We start from the raw sequence: 25,014 nt of genomic DNA on the forward strand, positions 1-25,014 counted from the left end.
ATGTCAGATCGCGACACGCTTTTTTCTGCGCCTATCGCCAGTCTGGGCGACTGGACCTTCGATGAACGGGTAGCTGAAGTCTTCCCGGATATGATCCAGCGCTCGGTTCCCGGCTACTCCAATATCATCTCCATGATCGGCATGCTGGCGGAACGTTTTGTTCAGCCCGACACGCAGGTCTACGATCTGGGATGTTCGCTGGGCGCGGCCACGCTGTCGGTTCGTCGTAACATCAAGCACGACGGGTGTAACATCATCGCCGTCGACAATTCACCGGCGATGGTTGAACGCTGCCGCCGTCATATCGACGCCTGGAAAGCTCCCACCCCGGTTGACGTGATCGAAGGCGATATCCGCCATATCGAGATTAAAAACGCCTCAATGGTGGTGCTGAATTTTACCCTGCAATTCCTGGAGCCCGACGATCGTCAGCTGTTGCTGGACAAAATTTATCAGGGGCTGAACCCTGGCGGCGCGCTGGTGCTGTCGGAGAAATTCAGCTTCGAAGATGCCACCGTTGGTGAGCTGCTGTTCAACATGCACCACGATTTCAAGCGGGCCAACGGCTACAGCGAACTGGAGATCAGCCAGAAGCGCAGCATGCTGGAGAACGTGATGCTGACCGACTCGGTCGAAGCCCACAAAGCTCGCCTGCACAAGGCCGGATTCGAGCACAGCGAGCTGTGGTTCCAGTGCTTTAACTTCGGCTCTCTGGTGGCGCTAAAAGGCGGTAACGTATGATCGATTTCGGTAACTTTTATCAGCTGATTGCTAAAAATCACCTGTCGCACTGGCTGGAAACCCTGCCGGCGCAGATCGCTTCCTGGCAGCGCGAGTCCCTGCACGGTCAGTTTAAGCAGTGGAGCAACGCGGTCGAATTTCTGCCGGAGATGACCCCGTACAAACTGGATCTGCTGCACAGCGTCACCGCCGAAAGCGAAGCGCCGCTGAGCGAAGGTCAGATGGTGCGTCTCGACAAGCTGATGCGCAATCTGATGCCGTGGCGTAAAGGGCCGTTCTCCCTGTACGGCATGAATATCGATACCGAATGGCATTCGGACTGGAAATGGGATCGCGTGTTGCCGCACCTGTCCGACTTAACCGGGCGCACCATTCTGGATGTGGGCTGCGGTAGCGGCTATCACCTGTGGCGCATGATCGGCGCGGGCGCTCATCTGGCGGTCGGGATTGATCCGATGCAGCTGTTCCTGTGTCAGTTCGAAGCGGTGCGAAAACTGCTGGGCAACGACCAGCGCGCGCACCTGTTACCGCTGGGCATTGAGCAGCTTCCGGCGCTGGCGGCGTTTGATACCGTCTTCTCGATGGGCGTGCTCTATCACCGTCGTTCCCCGCTGGAACACCTCTGGCAGCTGAAAGATCAGCTGGTCAGCGGCGGTGAGCTGGTGCTGGAGACGCTGGTCATTGAAGGCGACGAAAATGCGGTGCTGGTGCCGGGCGATCGTTATGCGCAGATGCGTAACGTTTACTTTATCCCGTCGGCGCTGGCGCTGAAAAACTGGCTGGCGAAGTGTGGGTTTGTTGATATCCGTATCGCGGACGTCTGCGTCACCACCACCGAAGAGCAGCGCCGCACCGAGTGGATGACCACCGAGTCGCTGGCCGAGTTCCTCGACCCGAATGACAGCAGCAAAACCATTGAAGGTTATCCGGCGCCAGTACGTGCGGTGTTGATTGCCACCAAACCGTAGCGTTTAGCCGGGTGGCGGCTTCGCCTTACCCGGCCTACAAAAAACTGCGGACAAAAAAAGACCCCTGTTGAAATTGCAGGGGCCTGGTACAAACAAGCATCATGTTGGGCGACATGATGCGCGGTAAAAACTGTATTAACGACAATACCTTTCGATTATCGCCTTCATCTCTGCAACCGACTCTCCGTCCACGCCATAGCGGGAATATTCATCCGCTTCGGCATCCGTCGACATCGACAAGCCTGTGTTGCGATAGCGCATGGGTGACGGCAACCATCTGCCTGCCGAGCTGTGAAGCTCGAATACCCCTGCCTGTAAAAACGTTTCCAGGTTAGCGGCGCGAACGCCAGCACCTGCCATTATTATTGGAACACCTGATTGCGCTTTTAGTTCCTTAATTAATGAAATACCTTTTTCGGCAGAGGCTTGTTGGCCCGACGTAAGCACCCTCGCCACCCCCAGTTCCGCCAGATTTTCAAAGGCTTGCTGTGGGTTTACGCACATATCGAAGGCGCGATGAAAAGTTACTGCCATCCCCTGCGCGGCGGTCATAATCTGGCGCATGCGCGGCATATCGATATGGCCATCCTCATTCAGCAGGCCGGTTACCAGCCCCGGGAAACCCAACTGCTTCACAAGGGCGATATCCTCCAGCATGGCGTTAAATTCGCCGGTGCTGTAGCAAAAATCCCCGCCGCGCGGACGGATAATCGGGTGTACCGGGATGGTCACCGCCTGACGCACCGATTTCAGTACGCCATAAGAGGGGGTCAGTCCGCCCTCTTTCGGGGCCGCACAGAGTTCAATGCGATCGGCGCCATGCGCCTGCGCGGTCACGGCACATTCCATGCTGTAACAACAGATCTCAAGCAATGCCATAAAACCTCCTTATTGTTCGCTGGCGACAATCTCTTCGATGGTCCAGGGGTGAAACTTCACCGTCACGCTGCCGTCGGTGACCGCAAGGGTTGGATTCGGCAGGCGTTCGCGCTCCCCTTTCGGCGAGCTGGTTTTGACAATGATCCCCGGCTGGCTCAGTCCATCGTCAGAAAGCAGCGCCAGGGCGCGGGCATTCAGGGACTCGGGGTCACCAGGCAGCACGATTTCGATATGCTCCCAGCCTTCATGGGGATAGCGTTTTTCACCCGGCCACGGCAGCTCAACCACGTCGAAACGCCAGTGGGCGACGCAAACCGGCTCGTGCAGCTTAAACAGGCAGATCGGACGACCATTGATGAGGGTTTCCGAGAGCAGCTCGCCGCACTGCTCAAACCCGCGCCGCCAGCGATCGGCGGTGGCATTCTGGTGGCAACGCAGGGAGATATGATCCGCCGCCAGCGGAGCGATATCCAGACCCAGACGTTCGGCAAGCGCCGTAAAGGCCCCGATGAAACGCGGTAAATCAGCTGCAATATCCTGCAGCTCGTCAACAGATTGCCAGTTCGCCATCATTGATACTCTTATCGTCATGCAAAAGCGTTAATTTACTCTGTTGCCGGCCAGCGACCAACCGCTGATTTGAGCCAGTGCTGACGGCAACGGGCAATTGCAGTATACTCCCGGCCTAAATTCTTTAACGGGCGCGGCGGCATGATGGCCCGCGTCAAAAATGTAAGGTATCCCGGTGAATATTCAGGCTCTTCTCTCAGAAAAAGTCAGTCAGGCACTGATTGCTGCAGGCGCACCTGCAGACTGTGAACCGCAGGTTCGTCAGTCAGCGAAAGTACAGTTTGGCGACTATCAGGCCAATGGCGTGATGGCAGTGGCTAAAAAACTGGGCATGGCGCCGCGACAACTCGCAGAGCAGGTCCTGACGCATCTGGATCTCCAGGGTATCGCCAGCAAAACCGAAATTGCCGGGCCGGGCTTTATCAATATCTTCCTCGACCCCGCTTTCCTGGCACAACACGTTGATGCGGCCCTGAAATCCGACCGTCTGGGCGTGGCGCAGCCAGAAGCCCAAACCATCGTTGTCGACTACTCCGCTCCGAACGTGGCGAAAGAGATGCACGTCGGTCACCTGCGCTCCACCATCATCGGCGACGCTTCGGTGCGCACCCTTGAGTTCCTCGGTCACAACGTGATCCGCGCGAACCACGTCGGCGACTGGGGTACCCAGTTCGGGATGCTGATCGCCTGGCTGGAAAAACAGCAGCAGGATAACGCCGGTGAGATGGCCCTGGCGGACCTCGAAGGCTTCTACCGCGACGCGAAAAAGCACTATGACGAAGACGAAGCCTTTGCCGAGCGCGCGCGTAGCTACGTAGTGAAACTGCAGGGCGGCGACGAGTATTTCCGTAAGATGTGGCGCCAGCTGGTGGACATCACCATGTCCCAGAACCAGCTCACCTACGATCGTCTGAACGTGACCCTGACCCGTAAAGACGTGATGGGTGAGAGTCTGTACAATCCGATGCTGGCCGGTATCGTCGCCGATCTGAAGGCTAAAGGGCTGGCGGTGGAAAGCGAAGGCGCAACGGTCGTATTCCTTGATGAGTATAAAAACAAGGAAGGTGAACCGATGGGCGTCATCATCCAGAAAAAGGATGGCGGCTACCTCTACACCACCACCGATATCGCCTGCGCGAAGTATCGCTACGAAACCCTGCATGCGGATCGCGTGCTCTATTATATCGACTCCCGTCAGCACCAGCACCTGATGCAGGCATGGACCATCGTGCGCAAAGCGGGCTATGTACCGGATTCCGTGCCGCTGGAACACCACATGTTCGGCATGATGCTGGGCAAAGACGGCAAGCCGTTCAAAACCCGTGCCGGCGGTACCGTGAAGCTGGCGGATCTGCTGGACGAGGCGCTGGAGCGTGCCCGCCGTCTGGTGGCCGAGAAAAACCCGGACATGCCTGCTGACGAGCTGGAAAAACTGGCCAACGCCGTGGGTATCGGTGCGGTGAAATACGCGGATCTCTCCAAGAACCGTACCACCGACTACGTATTTGACTGGGATAACATGCTGGCCTTCGAAGGCAATACCGCGCCATATATGCAGTATGCCTACACCCGCGTGCTGTCAGTATTCCGTAAAGCTGACATCGACGAAAGCGTGCTGGCCCAGGCGCAGGTCATCATCAGCGAAGATCGCGAAGCACAGCTGGCAGCCCGTCTGCTGCAGTTCGAAGAGACGCTGTCCGTGGTGGCCCGCGACGGTACGCCGCACGTGATGTGTGCTTATCTGTACGATCTGGCTGGCCTGTTCTCCGGCTTCTACGAGCACTGCCCTATCCTCTCCGCCGAGAGCGAAGCAGTACGCAACAGCCGCCTGAAGCTGGCGCAGCTGACGGCGAAGACCCTGAAGCTGGGTCTGGATACCCTGGGTATCGAAACCGTCGAACGCATGTAATGACGAGAACGTCCGCCTCTGACGAGGCGGACGTTTTATTACAGGGTGTCGTAATCACCCACTAACACTTCGTAATCTTCAACATCCCACTCTTTATTCTGGTAGCTAATACAGCATCCTTTCAACAGGTGCGTACCGGCTTTACCCACGAACAACCCGTTCGGGAACTTTGCTCGTGCCACATAAAGTTTTTTGCCATCGGCTTCTTCGCCCGCCTGAATTGCCCCTACCGGGATCGCCTTGCCGTGAGCCCGGACCCATTTCACCGGTCCGACGTACACCTCAAATTCGCGGCAAATATACTCCTTACCCCCAAAGGGAATATAGGCTCCAAACCCGTAAGCTAATTTCCCGGGATGTATGCCGCCCTTATAATTAGCACGAACAATAAATAAAGGGATGGGAATATGGACACCCGGCGCATTATTTTCATAACCTGCAACAGATGCACCCAGAGCAATAAAAACATCAGTGGACTTCTGCCACATGATTCTATCCTTATTGATAAAGCCACAGAGATAAAATAACGTACCGGCGTTTAAATGGCAGAGGTCTGGGAAATGGAAATGTGATTATCCGGCGTGAGGTAAATGACCACTTTGACCAGCGTCGGCGCTACCGCATGAGGGACTACCAATCGACACTCCGCGATGTACGCATGCTGAATGCCTGCAACAACCTGACTGCCGATGTAGAGCAGCGGGGTATACTTCGCCCCCTCAAAGTTGCGAAATGCGGTCTCGAATAGTGACATTTGTTCGGCCGACATGCCTGACAGGTTTTTATTTACTTTTACATCTATTCCCCAGCCACCGGGTACCATGTTCATAAATATGCATCCTTGTATTTTTGCGAAAGAACAATTTCTGCCGCAAAATAAAAATACGCCTGACCGGAAAAATATATTGCGGACTGACTCACAAATTATAACGAATGATGTAGTTTATTTACTCATTTACTGCATGTGTATATTTAAATTAATTATTCAGAAATAATATAAATAAAAAAACCGCCCCCACGTTTGAAGGGGCGGTTTCTAATACGCTAATCAGAAATATTTGCGTAAATATTCTGTCAGACAGAGGATCGCCATCGCCTGACCATACGGCATCGAGGTTAACGGGATCTGGCGATAGAACTCCAGATCGCTGCCCATCCCGGTTCCGAAAGAGGTTTGCAGCAGTTCGCCTTCCGGAGAGATATTCTTCACAATCCCGCGAATGGCTTTCTCGGCCACCTCTGCATACTCCGCTCCCACATAGCGCTTACGCACTGCTTTCAGGATCCCGTAGCTGAATCCTGCGGTAGCGGAGGCCTCCAGATAGGAGTTCGGGTCATCGAGTAACGTGTGCCACAGGCCGCTTTCGTCCTGGCATTTCGCCAGGGCGGCAATCTGCGCATTCAGTACCTGCACCAGATAACGGCGCACGGCGTTTTTTTCCGGCAGATCCACCAGCTCGAGGAAGTCGGGGATAACGATCGTCAGCCAGCTGTTGCCGCGCGCCCAGCGGGCGTTGGCAAAGTTGTGCTGACCGTCGTAGTTCCAGCCGTGGAACCACAGCCCGGTCTCCCGATCCATCAGATTTTGCACGTGCAGCAGGAACTGATATACCGCCTCTTCCACGTACTCAGGCTTATTAAGCAGTTTGCCGATCTTCGCCAGCGGCAGGACGGTCATCATGAGGGTGTCGTCCCACATCTGCTGATGGTTCTCTTCCGCAAGGGTAATGTGCTGCATGCCGCCATGATCGGTGCGCGGCATCTCAAGCATCGCCCACTCGGCCCAGCTCTCCAGCCATGGCAGCCAGGCCGGGTTACGCGTCTCTTCATAACGATACGCGAGGGTCAAAAACGGCGACATGGTGTTGACGTTTTTGGTGGTGGCCCCTTCGGCAAAGCGCTCGGCAAACCAGCTGTCGATAATATCGCGCATCCCTTCATCCCCGGTCTGGCAGTAATACTGCCAGATACCGTAGAGACCGACTCCGTGGGTCCACTCCCAGCCCGCCCAGCCTTTGGTGTCGATCACCCGCCCGTCGTCCAGCCGCAGTAAAAACTCGCCGGTTTTATCGTGAATGTTCACCAGGTTATGCGTCACTTTCTGGATCAGCGCTTTCAGTTCATCTCTGGCGATAAAACGCTCGGGCTGACGCAGTAACGGGCTATGTTTGACAGGCCAAACCTTCATAATCTTAACCTCTGTTGTATGTCGAATTCAGTGGAGCACGTTCTTTCAGGGACGGTGCAGCAGGTTTATTGCGATTCAGATAGCCGATGTTGTTGTTACCCCACAGGCAGTCGTATGGCATACCGGCCAGCATTTCGACCGTGGCGCGGGCCTGCGGTGTGGCGGCCTCCGGCATCGCTCGACCGGACTCACGCATTTTGGCCGTCTCTTCCCGCAGCGTGCTGTGCGTTTGTAAGTTCAGCTTAAAGCGCAGGGAGACCAGGAAGCCGCAGCACAGGACCAGTATGGTGCCGACGCTCAGGATCATCAGAATGGTGTGGCTAACCTCTTCGGGCTGCACTTTCTGACCGCTCACAAAGCCGGACATCTGCATGACGATACCCACCAGCATGATGGCCCCCGCCTGCGACGCTTTACGGGTCAGGGTCATGATGCCGGCGAAGATGCCCTCGCGACGTTGACCGGTGATCACTTCATCGACGTCAGCGATGTAGGTGTAGGTGTTCCACGGCACATAGTTGATCCCCCCGCGGCCCAGGCCCGCCAGAGCAGAAACCAGCAGCAGCAGCGCGTAGATATCGCTCATGCCGGCGTAGTACAGCCCTGCGTAGGAGAGAGAGGCCAGACCGAACAGCACGACTACCATGCGGTAGGACGGCGCCGGTCCAAAGCGGATGCACAGCGGGATCATGGCGATGACGGCAAGGAACTGGAAGATAGCCATGGTGCCCAGCAGGTTCGACGCCATCGACGCCTCCTGCATCAGCACAAAGACCACGTAGTAGGTGAAGACGGCGTTGAAGACGTCCTGGGCGATATAGCCCCCGAGGTACATCCCCAGATGCTGACGGAAAATTTTGATCCGCAGGGTGGAGCTTAACTCAACGAACAGACGGTTCAGGCTCTGGCCGAGGGTCAGTTTTTTCTTCTCTTCTTCGGCACGCAGCGCGGCTTCGGTCCACTCTTCACGCGGGCGCTCCCAGGTGAAGAACCAGACGAAGGTCAGCATCAGGGCGCACAGCACCGAGAATACCAGGCTGGCATAGAAGAAGGAGACGGCGTTGTCTTTCCCGAAGTGGGTCAGCAGAATACCCGGCAGGAACGAGGCCAGAATGGCTGACATCTGCGCCATGGAGATGCGCGCGCCGGAGAATTTGGTTTTCTGTTTGAAATCGTCGGTCATTTCCGGCACCAGCGTTTCATACGGTACCAGGATCATGGTGTAGACGATATCGAAGATCAGGTAGGTCAGCAGGTAGTACCAGAAGCCCATATCCCCGACCCACATCAGCGAGTAGCTGAAGACGCAGGGGATACCGAGCAGGATAAAGAACTTACGACGGCCAAAGCGTTTGCCCAGCCAGGTGGTACCAAAGTTATCGGTCAGGAAGCCCATCAGCGGACTGACGACGGCATCCAGCACCCTCGCCGCGGCAAAAATAAATGTCGCTTCAATCGGCGTAAGGCCACAGAAGGTGGTATAGAAATAGAGCAACCAGGCAGCCGTCAGCGCTGTGGTTCCCGCCCCGAGAAAATCGCCCGATCCGTAGGCCAGATAGTTTGCGAGTCCAATTTTACGTGTTTTCATTACCGTCGACCCTGTAAGTTTCAGATGACTCCCGGTTAGCCCGGAGGGAACGGGAGTGACTACAGGGTTACAGTAAGAGTATCCCTACGCGGATACCTTTCTGTTTCTGCCACCGCCGGACGGCAACTGGCAAAAATGCAAAGAGATTTACTACGCGCGTCACTCTTTTATAAAACAGCGTTTCTCTTGCTTCAAAAGACGGGGTCAATTATGCGAGCCAGTCATCAGAATGGACTGATAACTGGCGAAAAAGCGGGCGGTTAGCGGTAATTAACGATCACTTCGTTGCGTTGCACCTTCAGGGCGGGGATCAGGCGACCGCCGCCGGGTACTTCCCAGATAAAGCGCAGCGGCTCGGCCGCCGGAACGTTGTTAAAGGCATGCGTGGTGCCGCTGGCGCCGTCGAGTTCGGTGCAGCGTGCCTGAGAGCACAACCGCACCCGCAGACCGGCGGGGATCGGGCCGTTCAGCTCATAGCGCCAGGCCACCAGGGTCATCAACCCCGAGACCGGCTGCTTTGCCGACAGCGGGCGTGACGAGGCCGCCACGCCGCGGTTGTTGAGGGTCAGGCCGATACTGCTGTCCTGCCAGGCCCCCTCGCCTGCGGCCTGCGCCATCATCGGCAGCGCCAGTAACCAGAGTAATTTACGCATCACTGGCCTCCAATGCTGGCGGTCATGCGGATGTGACGATTGTCCGACAGCTCCATATTCGACAGGACCACCAGCTGCGTCAGGCTGCGGCGCAGGAAGCGCGACAGCAGCGGACGCAGGGCGTGGTTCACCAGCAGCACCGGCGGCGCACCGAGCATCTCCTGACGCTGTAACGCCTCCTGGGTTTGCGCCAGCAGACGATCCGCCAGCCCCGGTTCCAGCCCGCCGCCGCCCTGCAGGGCCTGCAGCAGCAGACGTTCAAGCGGCGTATCGAGACCAATCACCTGCACTTCGCCGGTCCCCGGGAACCACTGCTGGGTGATGGCACGACCCAGCGCCACGCGCACCACCGCCGTCAGCTCGTGCGGATCGCTTTGCAGTGGGGCATGCTCCGCCAGCGTTTCCAGGATGGTACGCATATCGCGGATCGGCACCTTCTCGTCGAGCAGGTTCTGCAGCACTTTGTGCAGCGTGGTCAGGGTCAGCACGCCCGGGACCAGATCTTCGGTCAGCTTCGGCATCTCCTGGGTCACGCGATCCAGCAGCTGCTGCGCCTCCTGGCGACCAAACAGCTCCGCCGAGAACTGGCCAATAATATGGTTCAGGTGGGTCGCCACCACGGTACTGGCTTCCACCACGGTATAGCCCTGGATCTGCGCCTGCTCTTTCAGGGCGCTTTCGATCCAGATGGCCGCCAGGCCAAAGGCCGGGTCGATAGTTTGTTCCCCCGGCAGCGTGCCTGCCGCGGTGCCCGGGTTAATCGCCAGCCAGCGCCCTGGATAGGCATCTCCGCTGCCAATCTCCACCCCTTTCATCAGGATGCGGTAGCGTGCCGGGGGCAGGTCCATATTGTCACGGATATGCACCACCGGCGGCAGGAAGCCCATGTCCTGAGCGAATTTCTTACGGATACTGCGGATACGCCCCAGCAGTTCGCCGTCCTGTTGGGAGTCGACCATCGGGATCAGGCGATAGCCCACCTCCATCCCCAGGGAATCTTCCAGCTGAACGTCATTCCAGGTAGCTTCCACCGCCTGGGTGTTTTCCGGCATTTTAATCGGCGCAGGCTCGGCCTTCGGTTTGGTGTCGCGCCCGCGCAGCCACCAGGCCAGCCCCAGCAGCGCACCGGTAAACAGCAGGAAGACGAAGTTTGGCATACCCGGCACCAGGCCCAGCAGCCCCAGTACCGCCGCTGACAGCATCAGCACGTTCGGGTTGGTAAACAGCTGGCTCACCATCTGCTCACCGACGTCCTGATCGGTGGCGACGCGGGTCACGATCACACCGGCCGCGGTGGAGATCACCAGCGCCGGGATCTGGGCGACCAGGCCATCACCGATGGTCAGCAGCGTATAGGTCTCTGCCGCATGACCCATGTCCATCCCGTGCTGCAGTACCCCCACCAGCAGGCCGCCGATCACGTTGATGACCATGATCAGAATACCGGCGATGGCATCCCCGCGAACGAACTTACTCGCACCGTCCATTGAGCCGTAGAAGTCCGCCTCCTGGGTCACTTCTGAACGGCGTTTTTTGGCTTCATCTTCCGCGATAATTCCGGCGTTCAGATCGGCGTCAATCGCCATCTGTTTGCCCGGCATCCCGTCCAGCACGAAACGTGCACCCACTTCGGCGATACGTCCCGCACCCTTGGTGATAACCATAAAGTTGATGATCACGAGGATGATGAACACCACGATACCGATGGCGAAGTTGCCGCCCACCAGGAAGTGGCCGAAGGCCTCAACCACCTTACCTGCCGCCGCACCGCCGGTATGGCCATCCATCAGAATGATACGGGTGGAGGCCACGTTCAGCGCCAGGCGCAACAGCGTGGTGAACAGCAGAATGGTCGGGAACGCGGCAAACTCGAGGGTACGCTGGGTGAACATCGCTACCAGCAGCACCATGATCGAGAGCGCAATGTTGAAGGTAAAAAGCAGGTCGAGGATGAATGCCGGAAGCGGCAATACCATCATCGACAGAATTAGCAGGATGAGGATCGGCCCGGCCATAATCTGCCATTGGGTCGATTTCAGGTTGCTCGGCAAGCGCAACATTGCCACCAGATTAGCCATCAGTGTCCTTCTCGTTCATAAAATCCAGCGCTGCAGGCACCGGGAGATTCTCAGGTTTGACAGGCCGTTGTCCACCAGCCAGACGCCAGCGTTTCAACTGCCACACCCATGCCAGCACTTCCGCCACAGCGGCATACAGCTGACCTGGGATCTGTTGTCCAATTTCCGCATGGCGGTAAAGCGCACGCGCCAGCGGCGGGGCCTCCAGCATCGGAATACGGTTTTCATTACCAATTTCACGGATCCGCAGGGCAATCAGCCCTGCCCCTTTCGCCACCACCTTCGGCGCGCTCATTTTGTTTTCGTCATACTGCAGCGCAACGGAGTAGTGGGTCGGGTTGGTGACGATGACATCCGCCTTCGGCACATCTTCCATCATCCGGCGACGGGCGGCGGCACGCTGCATCTGGCGAATACGCCCTTTGACGTGCGGGTCGCCTTCCATCTGTTTGTATTCATCACGAATGTCCTGGCGGGACATGCGCAGCTTTTTAATGTGGCTGTAGATCTGGAAGAAGACGTCAAACCCCACCATCGGGATAATCGCCAGCACCACCAGCAGCGAGCAGAGCCCCACCAGGTTGAGCGCGTTGCTCATCGCGGTAAGGGGCGATTCGCTAATCAGGCGCATCATCTCCGGCCAGTTGTGCCAGATAAAAAATCCGGCCATGCTGCCCATCAGCGTGGCTTTCATCAGCGCTTTCAACAGTTCGGCGGCGGTCTGCGCCGAAAACATCCGGGCGATCCCGGGCAGCGGGTTGAGTTTGGAGAATTTAAACTGCAGCGATTTACCGCTAAACACCAGCCCGCCCAGCATCACCGGCGATATCAGCGCCACCAGCACCACCCCGACGATCAGCGGCAGCAGTGCGACCATCGCGCTTTTGATCAGCAGGATAATCTGGCTGAGGATCAGGTTCGGGTCGTTAACCATGCTGTGATCGAAGCGCAATCCGGCCGAGAGCATGCCCGCCAGTCTGCGGGCAAGGGACTCCCCACCGATCCAGATAATGCACACGCCCACCAACAAAATCAGCAGGGAGGTGAGTTCTCTGGATCGGGGTATCTGCCCTTCCTCACGCGCTTTATCAAGTCGGTGGGGTGTGGGGGCTTCTGTTTTGTCGTCGCTGTCTTCTGCCACGGCAAGCATCTCGCAGGTAGAGGTCTGGACGCTATGATGCCAAAGCCGCGGATGAACAATGGGCTAATAAGCGGCGATAAAAGGGCTGATTTAGGCCTTTCGGCGCAGTCAGGGTTATCGGAGGCGGTTATTCAGGCACATGCCGCCTGTTTGCGGCGGCGTGCCACCAGTGATGCGGCGAGAGCCGCAATTTCTTCAAAGTCTTTTGAGGCGCTGTTTCTGAGAACCAGGTTCCACTTACTAAGGAGACGCGCGTTAACCACCAGCTCGCTGTCCTGGTTTAAGCGGCCATTGGTTGCCAGCCAGTGAGCCACGTCGCCCCAGTCCCACAACGGAGACTGGCCTTTGATGCGCTGGATGGGGCAAGGAAAATCGCCGCTACCGCGGGTGCCGTCTTTCAACATGGCGATCGCCTGGCGCGACATGTGGGTCATTTCGGCTATGTCGCTCAAACCGACCAGGGCGGAGTCGACAGACTCTACGATAGCGCCGATGGCGGCTGATTCGATATTGTTTACCGCTGAGGAGATGGCTTCATCCAGGGAGCCAGCTTCACGGTCAAACTCGACATAGACGGAGTTGCCATAAGCGCAGATCAGCGCATCTTCGCATCCGCTTTCGTACAGCGCATCCTCCAGCCCTTCAGTCTCGTGAGTTACGCCTGAGAGGGTCAGAGTGAAGTTATAAAGCGCCATAATACCTCTTTGTTTTTCGTCAGAGATTGTCTCGTATTCGGTAAAGAGCAGCAGCAGCCACCCTTTACCGGGCAAAATCAAAGGCAGTGTTTTACGTTGCGAATGATTTGCATGGCATGGTTTTCAGCGTTTTTCGGCGTCGACCATACGCTCATTTGGTGATCCCGATGTTCACCTTCTGGATTACCACAGCGTAACCTGCAGAAACAGTGCGCTGAATGACCGGGAGGAACCCAAACCCAACCATTCCTCAGGGCATATTCAATTGCCTCCTGAATATGCTTGTTCGGATGTTTCTTCATTCGCCTCCGTTGCCAGGATCCTATTACGAGTGTTGACATGTGTCAACGGTGATTTTTATCACGCATACATGTCGCTACCCTCCCGTCGCATGCTGTCTACGGCCAGCAGCAGACCCTGCTGAGACTATCAGAATGGCTGAATGTGAAATAACGGAAGTCGTGACAGATTGCTGGTTCTGGAAGGATTATCGTAAAAGCGATGAAACAGATGCATAAAGAAAAACGCCACCTTTACAGGTGGCATTTCTGCCGGGTGGCGCTGCGCTTACCCGGCCTGGAACACCGAAGGCCTGTGCAAGCGAAGCGCCGCCAGGCTATCAGAAGCCTAAGCTGTCCAGCAGGTCGTCGACCTGATCCTGGCTTGCCACGACACCGGCTTTGGTGGTGTCGAGTTGCGGGCCATTCAGCAGGCTTTCGTTTTCGCGCTGCGGACGCGCGGAAGGTTCCGGCATGTTCTCCAGCAGCACCATCAACAGCTGACGCTCGATCTCCTGGATCACGTCCATCATGCGCTTGATAACCTGACCGGTAAGGTCCTGGAAATCCTGCGCCATCATGATGTCCAGCAGCTGCGCGTTGGTGAAGCTGGTATGGCCCGGTACGTCGCCCAGATACTGGCGGGTATCGGTAACCAGTTCGCGGGCATCGGACAGTTCGATAGGGTTCTCGAACCACTCGTCCCAGCGTTTGGTCAGCGCTTTCGCGCCCTTTTCCATCTCATCCTGATGTGGCTGCGACGCTTCAACACTGTTCAGCGCACGCTCTGCCGCCTGGGCTGTCATCTGCACAACATAATCAAGACGGTCGCGGGCATCGGGAATCGCTTCCGCCGCTTCCGCAATCGCCTGATCCAGTCCCAGCTCACGCAGGCTGTCGCGCAGCATGCGCGTCAGACTGCCGATCCGGGCAATTATATCGCCGGGTGAATGCTCATCCGTGGGTTTAATCAAAGGCTGCATCATCTCCCGTACCTCACATGCCGAGTTTCTCGAAGATCTTACCGAGTTTTTCTTCCAAAGTTGCAGCGGTGAATGGCTTCACCACATACCCGCTTGCGCCAGCCTGTGCCGCAGCAATAATGTTCTCTTTCTTTGCTTCGGCCGTCACCATCAGCACAGGCATAGAGGCCATCGCGGCATTCGCACGAATGGTTTTCAGCAGTTCCAGACCATCCATGTTTGGCATGTTCCAGTCGGAAATGACAAAACCAAAGCCGCCGGCATTCAGTTTGTTCAACGCATCGACGCCGTCTTCCGCTTCTTCAACATTATTAAAACCCAGCTCTTTCAGCAGGTTGCGCACGATGCGACGCATGGTGGAAAAGTCATCCACAACCAAAAACTTGAGCTCTTTGTCCGCCATAAAACTACACTCCTCGTTAAATACGTATTGCCTGTCCGGCACTGATTTTTGCCAGCATCTGCTGACTAACCTGACTGAGATCGACCACTTCGCTAACGCCACCCATATTGATGGCCTCGCGCGGCATGCCGAACACTACACAACTTGCTTCATTCTGCGCGATGGTCCAGGCGCCAGCCTGGTGCATCGCAAGCATTCCGGCGGCGCCGTCGTTGCCCATCCCCGTCAGGATCACCCCAACGGCGTTGCGCCCCGCATGTTTCGCCACCGAATGAAACAGCACATCCACCGACGGACGGTGCCGGTTAACCGGCGGCCCGTCATGAATCTTGATTTGATAGTTCGCACCGCTGCGCGCCAGCTCCATATGCTTGTCTCCCGGGGCGATATAGGCATGCCCCGGCAGAACGCGCTCGCCATCTTCCGCCTCTTTCACGCTGATCTGACACAGCTTGTTCAGACGCTCGGCGAAGGAACGGGTAAAGCCTGGCGGCATGTGCTGGGTAATCAGAATACCGGGGCTTGAGAGCGGCAATGGCTGGAGTACATGGCGAATTGCCTCTGTTCCCCCGGTCGACGCGCCGATCACCAGCAGTTTTTCCGAGCTCAACAGCGGGCCCGCTTTCAGGGTGGCGGGTGCGGCCATCGGCTTGTGCATGGCCACCCGCGCCCTGGCGGCGGTGCGAATTTTTTCCGCGATCATCTCGCTGTACGCCAGCATCCCCTCACGAATACCGAGCTGCGGTTTGGTGACAAAATCCACCGCCCCCAGCTCCAGCGCCCGCAGGGTGATCTCGGAGCCTTTGCCGGTCAGGGAAGAGACCATCACCACCGGCATCGGACGCAGACGCATTAACTTCTCGAGGAAGTCGATACCATCCATGCGCGGCATTTCGACATCGAGGGTCAGCACGTCGGGGTTATATTTTTTGATCAAATCCCGGGCTACCAGCGGATCGGGGGCCGTCGCCACCATCTCCATGTCGCTGTGGCTGTTGATAATTTCGGTCATGATCTGGCGCATTAACGCCGAATCATCAACTGACAAGACCCTGATTTTACTCATGCTTTATCCTTACTCAGCGCATATACCGTCTGCCCACGCAGGCTGAATTCGCGCACGAGATTGCTGAAATTCTCCGAGTGCCCGGCAAACAGTAATCCGTCCGGCTTGAGCAACGGTACAAAGCGGCGCAGGATCTCCTGCTGCGTCGTTTTGTCGAAATAGATCATCACATTACGGCAGAAAATGGCGTCAAACGGTCCTGCCACGTTGTACTGCTTCTCCAGCAAATTGAGCATGGAGAACTCCACCGCATTCGCCAGTTCGCTACGCACCCGCACCAGCCCGTCGTGCGGACCGGTGCCGCGCATGAAGTAGCGCTGAAGCTGCTGCGGCGACAGGGTTTTCAGCTCGTCCTGACGATAGATACCGCTCTGCGCTTTTTGCAGCACTTCGGTATCGATGTCGCTGGCAAAGACCTTCCAGCGGCCCGGCGCGGTTCCCAGGGTATCGGCCAGGGTGATGGCGAGCGAATAAGGCTCCTCGCCGGTCGAGGCCGCCGCACTCCAGACGCGATACTCGCCGCCGCTGCGGCGACGCGCATGGTCCGCCAGCACCGGGAAGTGGTGTGCTTCCCGGAAAAAGGCGGTCAGGTTAGTGGTCAGCGAGTTGATAAACGCCTGCCACTCCGCGCTGTTCGGGTTCGCTTCCAGCATGCCGAGGTAGCGACCAAAATCATCCAGTTCGAGCGTCCGCAAGCGACGCACAAGACGGTTGTAGACCATGTCCCGCTTGTGATCGGCAAGCACGATCCCCGCGCGCTGGTAGATTAACTGACATATCCGACGGAAATGCGCATCGGACAGCGCGAGGCGCTGTGTCATCTGTAACAATAATGACGATTGCCCTGAGGGCAGTGGTGATGTCATAGCGCCTTCTTACTTAATCACGTTCAGGTTCCGACTGGTACGGCCTGCGACCGCCCGACTTCTGTAACTGTTTCACTACGTTCATTCACATTAAATACTGCGACCAGCGAGGTGAGATGATCCGCCTGGCCCGCTAACTGGTCGGTGGCGGCCGCGGCTTCTTCTACCAGCGCGGCGTTCTGCTGTGTCACCTGATCCATCTGGCTCACTGCCAGCGCCACCTGCTCAATACCGCGTCGCTGCTCATCGGATGCCGAGGCGATTTCACCCATGATGTCGTTCACCTGGGTGACCGAACTGACGATCTCGGTCATAGTTTTCGCGGCGGTATCCACCAGCTCTGAGCCCTGCTGCACCCGGGAGACCGACTCTTCAATCAGCACCTTGATCTCTTTCGCCGCGTTGGCGCTGCGGCTGGCAAGGTTACGGACTTCACCCGCCACCACCGCAAAGCCACGCCCCTGCTCGCCCGCACGGGCGGCTTCCACCGCGGCGTTCAGCGCCAGAATATTGGTCTGGAAGGCGATGCCGTCGATAACGCTAATAATGTCGCCAATCTTCTGCGAACTGGTGGCGATCTGATTCATGGTATTCGCCACGTGGGACGCCTGCTCGCCGCCCTTCTTCGCCGTCTGCGCCGCGCTTTTCGCCAGACCGGAAGCCTGACGGGCGTTGTCGGCGTTCTGCCCGACGGTGGCGGTCAACTGCTCCATGCTGGCCGCGGTTTGCGCCAGGGACGCCGCCTGCTGCTCGGTGCGCGATGAGAGATCGTTATTGCCTTCGGCAATCTCGGAGATCCCGGTGTGCATGGCATAGCTACCCTGACGCACCTCGGACACCGTTTCGCGCAGCGAGCCCTGCATCGCTTTCAGGCTGGCGAAAATTGCCGAAATTTCATTCTTGCCGTACACCGCCACCGGCCGCGCCAGATCGCCCTTCGCGATGCTGTCGAAATGGCTGCTGATAATCGCCAGCGGCTGGACGATCATTCTGCGTGACCAGAACAGCGCGGCGCTGGTCAGGATCGCGGTCAGCACAATCATGGTGGCGAAAATAACGCCCGACATGTGGTAGCTGGTGCGACTGTCGTTACCCGCCGCCTGCACAAACTGGTTAATCTCCTGTTGCCAGGCCTCGGTGCTGGCATCAAAGGCCGCCTGCGACGCCTGCACCGGCGCGGTGAGGAAATCTGACAGCTGGTTGTTTTCCAGCCAGGTAGCCTGATGATCCAGATCGCTGTACCACTGGCTAAAGGCGGTCTGCATCGCTTTTTTCAGCTCGCCGTCTTTGGCGCTGATCGCCGCCTGTTCGTTGAACGTTTTGAACATGCCGTCAGCCTGTTTCAGGCTGCTGCGCGCGGTAGTCATCAGCGCCTTGATATCATCAGGCGGATAACTCAGCGCGGTCAGGGTGCCCGCTTTATTCAGCGCCGTGCTGGCCTGCAGCAGAACGGCGCGGCTCTGCGTAAGCAACGCCCGCTGCTGGTTGCTGTCCTGCATCTCCTGCAAATTCTGATAACCATCGCGAAAAGCCCAAAACGACAAGCCATTACTGCCAACCTGCAACACCCCGCAGACAATCAAAATCAAAAACAGGGTGGTCGAGATACGAATACGATTAAACATCCACGCTCCCATTTAGCGGCCAGCAGCCGCGATTTAACGTTCGATCAAAATGTTTCCCAGTTCTCATCTTTTCCGGTGGTCAGCGCGCGTACCTGCGCCGGTGCATTGACCGGCGCTGCCGGCTGATGGCTGGCACGCGATGACCCCGTTTTTCCAGGTGCAGAAGTAAGTCGAAACGCCGAAACGGCCATCTTCAGACGGCTCGCCTGCTCTTCCAGTTGCGCCGCAGCGGTGGCGGACTCCTGAACCAGCGCGGCGTTTTGTTGTGTGACGCGATCCATTTCCGATACCGCCAGGGCGACCTGGTCGATACCACGACTCTGCTCATCCGAGGCCGAGGCGATTTCCCCCATGATGTCGGTCACGCGCGTTACCGCGTTAACGATGTCATTCATGGTTTCTCCCGCGCTTTCCACCAGCACCGAGCCGGTATCCACGCGCGCGACAGAATCTTCAATCAGGGCTTTGATCTCTTTCGCTGCATTGGCGCTGCGGCTGGCGAGGTTACGCACTTCACCGGCCACCACGGCAAAACCACGCCCCTGCTCACCGGCACGGGCGGCTTCAACCGCGGCGTTCAGCGCCAGGATGTTGGTCTGGAAGGCGATGCCGTCGATCACGCTGATGATGTCAGCGATCTTCTTCGAACTCCCGGCGATGTCGTGCATGGTTTTCACCACCCCATCCACCACCTTGCCGCCTTTCTGAGCGGTTTCTGAGGCGCTGTTCGCCAGCTGTGACGCCTGACGGGCGTTGTCGGCGTTCTGCTTCACGGTGGCAGTTAACTGCTCCATGCTCGCCGCGGTCTCTTCCAGGGCCGACGCCTGCTGTTCGGTGCGGGAGGAGAGATCGTTGTTGCCCATCGCGATTTCGCTGGTGCCGGTGTAGATGGCATCCGAGCCCTGGCGCACGTTAGCCACCGTCTCGCTCAGGGAGCGCTGCATATGGTCAACGGTAACCGCCAGCTGGGTGATTTCGCTGCGTCCGGCAATCGCCAGGGTATGGGTCAGATCGCCGCTGGCAATCTGACGAATGTGCTCGATAACGCGGTTCAACGGATTAAGCAGGGTATGGCGAATACCGTACCAGACCCCGACCAGCACGATCGCCAGCGCCAGGGCGAGGATCCCCATCTGCCATTTGGCAAAGGTGTAATCCGCCACGCTGGCGTTGAACGCCTCCTGGTTGCGGGCATCAGACGCGGAGACATAATCCCGCAGGGCGGTACCGAGCGCGTTCTGCTTTGACTGGGTGGCCTGGGCAAAATAGGCGTCCATATTGCCGCTCTCAAGGAACTGGATCAGCTCCGTCAGGGCCGCAGCATAGTCCTGATATTTGTCATTGATGGTCTGGCTCACTTGCGCCATCGACGGCTGTGGCGTGATGGCACTGTAGGCCTTGAAGTGTTTGTCCGCTTCCGCCAGCGTGGTGCGCGCGCTGTTGATCAGCTCAGGTTGCGGCTTAGAGGGATCCGTCGCCATGCGCGCGGAGGCACGGCTCAGGTTGATGCGCGTTTGCAGCAGGTAATCCCAGCTGGAGGTGATTTCGCTTTGTTGAACACGGAATTGGTTAGAAACCGCAAAACTGTCCTGGTTAGCCTTAATGGATGAGAAAAACAGACTGCCGGAAATAAGCTGCAGCAGTGCGAAGACAACCAGCACCAGCATCAGCATTGTGACAACGCGCATACGGTTCAACATACAACACCTTCTTATGAATTTGTTCTCGGTGTTATCGGCACAACTGGAAGGAACTTTACATTTGCGAAAGGGAAAAGCGAGGGTCAGAACGCGACGTCGACGACCAGGGTGTCGCTGTAGTTACCGGCGGGTGGGGTGGCCTGAGTGGTCAGGACGCGAGCGGTGTAGTTGTAGCTGCGCAGCAGCCCGTCGGCGCTCACCTGGGAGGAGGCACCGCTGGACCAGCGTTCGCTGCCGCTGCTGCCCCAGCGATTGGCAGTAGCTTCTTTATAGATCTCATAGCTCATGCGGTTATTGCCGCTGGCCATCCGGCGCACGTTATTGCTGGCGTTAGCGCCGTTATTAATGCCGATGGTATAGACGCTGCCCTTGGTGCAGGTGACCGAGATGGCCTGCGAGACGGTGGGGAAATTCTGCACCAGCGGCGCGCTGTTGAAGTTGACGTTTGGGGTGGTCATCGCGCTGCAGTCGTTGGTGACCGTCATGTTGAGGGTCAGGCTGACCGGTGTGGTACCGGTTTGTGCGGAGGTACAGAGCCCCAGCGCCCCCAGCGCACAGACGCTGTAGCTGACGTTGAAATTGAGGGTGACCTGATAGGGCCCGGCGCTGACGTTCTGCCCGGCGACGGTGCGAAAATAGAGCGGGATGTTGTACTGCCTTGACCCAAGCAGGCCCAGCAGCGATGAACCGCTCCAGGTATAGGCTTTGCCGATCTGCACTTCGCTGCTGGCGTTGCAGGTAGTCTGGCCGCACAGGCGAGTGGGGATCACGTCGGTGATGGTGGCATTATCGGTACGCTTCATCGTCCCGCGACTGCTGGCGGCGATGGAGGCGCCGGTGAAGTTGAGCGTCACCGTATCGTTGGTCAGCAAGTTGAGCACCGTATCGCAGTTCACCACCAGCGTCCCGGTGGTGGCCACTTCATTGCTGCCGCTGAGGGCAAACGAGGTGACGCTGCCAAAGCTGGCATTGACGGTGCTGACCCGGCACGCTCCCCAGCTGGTCGCCGAAAACAGTATCAGCATCACCAGCAGCAGGAGGCGTTTCATGGTGCCACCCGACAGGTCAGCGGTCCGTAGGTTTGCAGCTTATGCTCCGGGTTCGCCGTCAGGGTCAGGGTAATACGACAGCCTTTGCCGTCCGGGGTGATGACCTCCAGCGGGTTGACGTCCGCCAGATCCTCCAGCCAGGCGAGTCCGTCATAGCCCACTACCACCGGCTCCCGCCCCTGGCGTCGCACCTGGCTGCCGAGGGGGATCGCTTCCCCTGCCCCGTCATGAAGGATCACACTGGCCACCCGCTCCTGCTCCATCGGGAAGTCGACCAGATAGCCGCTGTTGCGCCGCAGGGCGACCCGGCGCTCGGTCTCTTTCAGACGGGTGTCGGCGGGTAAATTGAGAGTGTTAATGCTGTAGCTGGCCGGATAATAGGCCGATACGCCGCTGATCAGCAGATAGCCGTTGCGGTTGGTTTTACCCACCGGCTGGTTCTCATAGCTCACCGGCACGTCCGGCTGCCCGTCGGTGCTGACCACCACGAAGGCGTCGTTGATTTTGTTGGCGGCAAACAGCTCGCCGTCCATCAGCACCACTGCGCCCATCGCCTCGCCCCACCAGGTCATCATGTCGCGGTCGCCGTAGCCGCCGCCCTGCAGCTCGATGTTGTTATTACGCCAGCCCAGCGTGGCCTGCTGATAGTTGCTGGCCTGCGACTGGCGCGCCCACGCCATATTCCAGCTGAAGCCGCCGTCGGTGGGCATCGAGTGGTTGTAGTTGAGGCGCTGGGTGCTCCCTGCATCCGGGGTGTTTTCCAGGGTGATGGCGGCGCTGTCGCGCTCGCCGAGGGGGATCTGCAGTGACAGGGCCACCGTCCAGTCGCCCTGCTGCTGATCCCGGCTGGCAGCGAGGTAAATACTGCTGCTGCCCCACAGGTTACGGCTCCAGGAGAGGTTCAGCAGCTCGGTTTTCTGATCGTCGAAACTCTGCACTCCGATCCATGCCGCACCAATATTGCCGTAGTCACCGAGGTTAAAAGTCAGGGAGTACTGATCGGTATTGCGGCTCAGGGTGGCGATAGGCTGGTTATATTCATCATAAACGGTGGGCTGATCGTAGAGGGCGAGGTTGCCGAAGCCGCGATCGCGACGACTGTGCTGGGTGGCAATGCTGAAGGCGTTAGTGCTGTACTGGTAGCCCCAGTTGACCTGCCCGCCGGTGTCGCCGCGCATTTTGCTCTGGGTCCAGGCGCTGTTCACTACCCCCAGCCGCCCGAGTTTGACGATGGTTCCGGCCCCGCCCAGCGCCAGCTCCTCCGCCCCTTCGACGTGCCCTTCCAGGGTCAGCCAGTCGGTAAGGCCGTAGCGATACGAGCCGCTGCCCGCCGCCGGGCCGTAGTCAAAATTCTCGATACCGTAGTTGCGGCGCAGGCTGCCGAGGGTCATGGCTCCGTCGCTGAGTCCCTGGCGGAGCAGATCGCTGGTGACGTAGAACGGCATGGTGGTGCTCACCTGACGACCCAGCGCATCGGTGGTGACCAGCACCGCATCCCCGGCGCCGTTGATGTAAGGCAGATTGGTGAGGGTGAAGGGTCCCGGCTGCAAACGGGTCGAGCCCGCGCGGTAGCCGTTGACGAACAGATCCACCGAGGTAGGTACCGCCGCTTCACCGGAGAATTCCGGTAACGGCCAGGTGACGAGGTCCGGGCGCAGGGAGAAATCGCGGCCATAGCTGATGCCGCCCATGCGCACGCTGCTGCTCCAGCTCAGAGCATCACTGATCACATCCCCGGCGGTCCAGGTGGTGGCATTCTCTTCGTCGGTGATCATCAGGGTGGTGTCGTAGCGCACGTACCCCTCCTGCTGCCCGCTGCCGCCGGACAGGTTTTTCCGCACGTAACCGGTGGAGGATAACGATCCCCGGTCGTCAAAATAGCGCAACTCATGCCACAGGGAGGCCTGACCGCCGCTGTGTTCGGTGTGGTTGGTATAGAAGTCGTAGTTGAGCAGCGCCCCTTTGCCAAAATGGGGCGTGCTGCGCGCCATCTGCCCGCTGAAGGGGGTGACGCGGGCGCCGATCCACTCTCGCGGCACGCTGAGCAACAGCCGTTGCCCGGTGCTGTCGTACTCGGTGCGCACCTCCGGCAGGCGGCTGACGTTCACCTCTCCCGGCGGGACCTGTTCGGCGGGCAAACCCGCGCGGCGCAGATCGGCGCTGGCGACCAGATACTCCTCCTGCCGCCGGGTGACGGGCACCACCAGCCCGGTGTCATAATGGTTAACGACCAGCACCAGCTGGAACACCGCCTCGTCATTGACCGACTGCGGCACCGGCGGTGGAGGCAGCATATCATCACCAGGATCGGCCCAGCTTGCGGAGCTGACGCAGAGCAGGATAAGCATCGACGGCTTCAGTTGACGGGGGCCGACTGCCATTGCGTATCCCGGGCATTAATTTCCGCACGCATCTGGTTCGGCTGGCTGATCCCTGACGGAAGCGGCCAGCTACGGGCGCTGCCCGGTAGCACGTAACCCAGCAGGCCATCCGCGAGGGTACGATTTTGTCCCCCCTGCTGCAGCGTGACCTGGCTCAGGCGGACATGCACATTGCCCTGGTTGCGGACCTGCAGAGCGGGTTGGCCATTCTCACGGATCACCCGCCAGTTGAGATCCCGCGTCTCGGCCAGGGCGTGGTGCACCCCATCCTTGATGGTGGCGATCCCCTGCCCGTAGACAAACAGCGGTATGGAGTAACGCATCTGCAGTTTGAGTCCCATCTGCGGGGTCGCCTTATCCTGCGGCTGAGGGATTTCGTCCACGATAATACGGTAGGCTTGCTCGACGCCGGCTGGCACCTCGCTCTGTTTGATCAGGCGGATTAACTGCTTGCTGCCCTTGGCAATGGTGACGATCGGCGGACTGGCGACCACCTCCTGCTGAGCGGTATAGCGTTCAAGACCATTCTCCTGACGCCAGCGAACAATTCGCACCTGCATGGTGGTGGCGCTGTTGCCCTGATTCTGTACCCACAGCTCCGTGGCTTTGGTATCCGCCGACAGCCACGGGTCGATAGGCCACAGCAGAATGGTGGCCGCCCCGTGGGCAGTGTTAAGCGTTGCACCCAGCGCCATCAGCAGACAGAGCGTACGAGTTCCCGAAAGTGCCTTCATCGTCCTTCTCCCTTTATCACCACGACAGGGTCACGGTGAGTTGATCGGAATAATTTCCAGCCGGGCTGAACCCGGTCAGAAGCGCCACACCAAAGAGCGGTAGCGCAATGTTGTTGCTGTTGGTGTATGTCACTGACACCGCCTGGTTGACCCCGATCTCACTGTTGGCCGCCAGGGAACTGCTGCTGTACAGACGGTACGCCACCCGATCGGTTGCCCCGGAGCGCTGCATATTGCGCACCGAGGTGTAATACTGGCCCCCGTCGATACTCATGCTCAGCGCCACGCCAGGCGTACAGGCGATGGACAGCGAACCGTTCGGCACAAAGCTGGTATTCACCGATCCCCGCGCCACCCCGCTGTGGGTGCCAAAGTTCAGGGTGCCCAGCAGGCCACCGCTGCCTGCGGCGACGGAACAGCCGGGGGTGATGGTGGCGCTCACCTGAAAGGATTGCGTCGTCACCGCCTCGCTGGTTCCCGCCGCAAGCAGCAGCATGCTCAGGCTAAAAAGAGCGCGCA

At 58.4% G+C, this 25,014-nt stretch carries 24 protein-coding genes; 3 read left to right on the top strand and 21 right to left on the bottom strand.

Going from position 1 to position 25,014, the window contains the following annotated elements; genetic code table 11:
- Both cmoA and cmoB read left to right on the top strand, forming a co-directional pair.
- A complete protein-coding gene (cmoA, locus tag G7090_RS14135; protein ID WP_166182836.1) occupies positions 1-741 on the top strand; it encodes a carboxy-S-adenosyl-L-methionine synthase CmoA in 741 nt (246 codons plus the stop codon).
- Entirely contained in the window at positions 738-1,709 is a 972-nt protein-coding gene (gene cmoB / locus G7090_RS14140; protein WP_106993337.1) for a tRNA 5-methoxyuridine(34)/uridine 5-oxyacetic acid(34) synthase CmoB, read from the top strand. Before cmoA ends, cmoB begins: the two co-directional genes overlap by 4 nt.
- A gap of 135 nt (positions 1,710-1,844) precedes the next feature.
- Here the strand turns inward: cmoB and cutC are convergent, their stop codons facing one another.
- Together cutC and G7090_RS14150 are read right to left on the bottom strand one after the other, a co-directional pair.
- On the bottom strand, positions 1,845-2,588 hold the full coding sequence (gene cutC / locus G7090_RS14145) for a copper homeostasis protein CutC (RefSeq protein ID WP_166182837.1): 744 nt from the start codon (positions 2,586-2,588) through the stop codon (positions 1,845-1,847).
- A 9-nt stretch (positions 2,589-2,597) separates the two neighbouring features.
- Positions 2,598-3,158 carry a VOC family protein gene (locus G7090_RS14150; RefSeq protein ID WP_166185357.1) on the bottom strand — a complete coding sequence of 187 codons (561 nt, stop codon included), beginning with the start codon at positions 3,156-3,158 and terminating at the stop codon, positions 2,598-2,600.
- A 175-nt stretch (positions 3,159-3,333) separates the two neighbouring features.
- On the opposite strand from G7090_RS14150, the gene argS reads away from it, so the two are divergent.
- Entirely contained in the window at positions 3,334-5,067 is a 1,734-nt protein-coding gene (argS, locus tag G7090_RS14155; protein WP_106993340.1) for an arginine--tRNA ligase, read from the top strand.
- A gap of 38 nt (positions 5,068-5,105) precedes the next feature.
- Here argS and G7090_RS14160 read toward each other — a convergent pair whose 3' ends face one another.
- The 19 genes from G7090_RS14160 to G7090_RS14250 form a co-directional block, all read right to left on the bottom strand.
- Positions 5,106-5,555, bottom strand: coding sequence for a DUF3421 domain-containing protein (locus G7090_RS14160; protein WP_166182838.1), 450 nt, complete (start codon positions 5,553-5,555; stop codon positions 5,106-5,108).
- Between the two features lie 50 nt (positions 5,556-5,605).
- Positions 5,606-5,896: a hypothetical protein gene (locus tag G7090_RS14165; protein WP_166182839.1), complete on the bottom strand. Its 291-nt coding sequence runs from the start codon at positions 5,894-5,896 to the stop codon at positions 5,606-5,608.
- A gap of 219 nt (positions 5,897-6,115) precedes the next feature.
- Complete coding sequence (locus G7090_RS14170) at positions 6,116-7,255, bottom strand: glycoside hydrolase family 105 protein (protein ID WP_166182840.1); 1,140 nt, start codon at positions 7,253-7,255, stop codon at positions 6,116-6,118.
- 4 nt (positions 7,256-7,259) lie between these two features.
- On the bottom strand, positions 7,260-8,843 hold the full coding sequence (locus tag G7090_RS14175) for an MFS transporter (RefSeq protein WP_166182841.1): 1,584 nt from the start codon (positions 8,841-8,843) through the stop codon (positions 7,260-7,262).
- A gap of 260 nt (positions 8,844-9,103) precedes the next feature.
- A complete protein-coding gene (locus G7090_RS14180) occupies positions 9,104-9,496 on the bottom strand; it encodes a flagellar protein FlhE (RefSeq protein ID WP_166182842.1) in 393 nt (130 codons plus the stop codon).
- Positions 9,496-11,574: a flagellar biosynthesis protein FlhA gene (flhA, locus tag G7090_RS14185; RefSeq protein WP_166182843.1), complete on the bottom strand. Its 2,079-nt coding sequence runs from the start codon at positions 11,572-11,574 to the stop codon at positions 9,496-9,498. The genes G7090_RS14180 and flhA overlap by 1 nt, the downstream gene beginning before the upstream one ends.
- On the bottom strand, positions 11,567-12,715 hold the full coding sequence (gene flhB / locus G7090_RS14190) for a flagellar biosynthesis protein FlhB (protein WP_106993563.1): 1,149 nt from the start codon (positions 12,713-12,715) through the stop codon (positions 11,567-11,569). Before flhB ends, flhA begins: the two co-directional genes overlap by 8 nt.
- A gap of 131 nt (positions 12,716-12,846) precedes the next feature.
- The gene (locus G7090_RS14195) at positions 12,847-13,410 is read right to left on the bottom strand and encodes an AlpA family transcriptional regulator (RefSeq protein WP_166182844.1); all 564 of its coding nucleotides are present in this window, start codon (positions 13,408-13,410) and stop codon (positions 12,847-12,849) included.
- Positions 13,411-13,487: 77 nt separating this feature from the next.
- Positions 13,488-13,712 carry a hypothetical protein gene (locus G7090_RS23805; RefSeq protein WP_166182845.1) on the bottom strand — a complete coding sequence of 75 codons (225 nt, stop codon included), beginning with the start codon at positions 13,710-13,712 and terminating at the stop codon, positions 13,488-13,490.
- Between the two features lie 317 nt (positions 13,713-14,029).
- The gene (gene cheZ / locus G7090_RS14205; RefSeq protein ID WP_106993348.1) at positions 14,030-14,674 is read right to left on the bottom strand and encodes a protein phosphatase CheZ; all 645 of its coding nucleotides are present in this window, start codon (positions 14,672-14,674) and stop codon (positions 14,030-14,032) included.
- Positions 14,675-14,684: 10 nt separating this feature from the next.
- Positions 14,685-15,074, bottom strand: a complete 390-nt coding sequence (gene cheY / locus G7090_RS14210; protein WP_032611971.1) for a chemotaxis response regulator CheY — start codon at positions 15,072-15,074, stop codon at positions 14,685-14,687.
- Positions 15,075-15,090: 16 nt separating this feature from the next.
- A complete protein-coding gene (locus G7090_RS14215) occupies positions 15,091-16,140 on the bottom strand; it encodes a chemotaxis response regulator protein-glutamate methylesterase (RefSeq protein ID WP_166182846.1) in 1,050 nt (349 codons plus the stop codon).
- Positions 16,137-17,006 (bottom strand): protein-glutamate O-methyltransferase CheR, encoded by an 870-nt coding sequence (gene cheR / locus G7090_RS14220; RefSeq protein WP_106993350.1) that lies wholly within the window; start codon positions 17,004-17,006, stop codon positions 16,137-16,139. Before cheR ends, G7090_RS14215 begins: the two co-directional genes overlap by 4 nt.
- A gap of 23 nt (positions 17,007-17,029) precedes the next feature.
- Positions 17,030-18,631: a methyl-accepting chemotaxis protein IV gene (tap, locus tag G7090_RS14225; protein ID WP_166182847.1), complete on the bottom strand. Its 1,602-nt coding sequence runs from the start codon at positions 18,629-18,631 to the stop codon at positions 17,030-17,032.
- A 44-nt stretch (positions 18,632-18,675) separates the two neighbouring features.
- On the bottom strand, positions 18,676-20,331 hold the full coding sequence (gene tar / locus G7090_RS14230; RefSeq protein WP_106993352.1) for a methyl-accepting chemotaxis protein II: 1,656 nt from the start codon (positions 20,329-20,331) through the stop codon (positions 18,676-18,678).
- Positions 20,332-20,414: 83 nt separating this feature from the next.
- The gene (locus tag G7090_RS14235) at positions 20,415-21,380 is read right to left on the bottom strand and encodes a spore coat U domain-containing protein (RefSeq protein ID WP_166182848.1); all 966 of its coding nucleotides are present in this window, start codon (positions 21,378-21,380) and stop codon (positions 20,415-20,417) included.
- Positions 21,377-23,761 (bottom strand): fimbria/pilus outer membrane usher protein, encoded by a 2,385-nt coding sequence (locus G7090_RS14240; protein ID WP_166182849.1) that lies wholly within the window; start codon positions 23,759-23,761, stop codon positions 21,377-21,379. The genes G7090_RS14235 and G7090_RS14240 overlap by 4 nt, the downstream gene beginning before the upstream one ends.
- Positions 23,737-24,456, bottom strand: a complete 720-nt coding sequence (locus G7090_RS14245) for a molecular chaperone (RefSeq protein ID WP_242685385.1) — start codon at positions 24,454-24,456, stop codon at positions 23,737-23,739. The genes G7090_RS14240 and G7090_RS14245 overlap by 25 nt, the downstream gene beginning before the upstream one ends.
- Before the next feature lie 55 nt (positions 24,457-24,511).
- The gene (locus tag G7090_RS14250; RefSeq protein WP_370635158.1) at positions 24,512-24,991 is read right to left on the bottom strand and encodes a spore coat U domain-containing protein; all 480 of its coding nucleotides are present in this window, start codon (positions 24,989-24,991) and stop codon (positions 24,512-24,514) included.
- Positions 24,992-25,014: the final 23 nt, after the last annotated feature.

Source organism: Leclercia sp. 29361 (assembly GCF_011290365.1).
In the GTDB taxonomy this organism is placed as follows: Bacteria; Pseudomonadota; Gammaproteobacteria; order Enterobacterales; family Enterobacteriaceae; genus Enterobacter; species Enterobacter tamurae.